Consider the following 305-nt stretch of genomic DNA (forward strand, 5'->3'; position numbering starts at 1 on the left):
CGCCCGAGTGGTATCGGTCCACATCGTTGATCTCCGGAAGTTTGTTGCAAAACCCCTGAATCAACGACTGCGGCAAGCGTCAAGCTAACCCGCTGATACCACTCAACTTAGTTTCGGATCGGGCTCTAATTCTACAACATTTTTCGGTTTCCGGACTTCAATCTCATCAACAATCCTATGAAGAAGGTAAGTGTCTGCTTTCCAGCTGCCAAGATGAGGCAAGGCGTCCTGTTCAAGGTTTATACGCTCAAGAACAGCATTTTTTTCAGCTTTGTTTCCCCCATAAAGGCTTTTCAACAGCCAAG

The 305-nt window shown here is 46.9% G+C and carries 1 pseudogene; it reads right to left on the reverse strand.

Features of this window, described 5'->3' with window-relative positions:
• Window positions 1–102: 102 nt before the first annotated feature.
• Window positions 103–305, reverse strand: a pseudogene (locus tag SxD43FB_RS25545) (hypothetical protein); the annotation flags it as partial.

Origin of the sequence: Sphingobium sp. D43FB (genome assembly GCF_002312805.1) — a bacterium.
Taxonomy (GTDB): Bacteria; Pseudomonadota; Alphaproteobacteria; order Sphingomonadales; family Sphingomonadaceae; genus Sphingobium.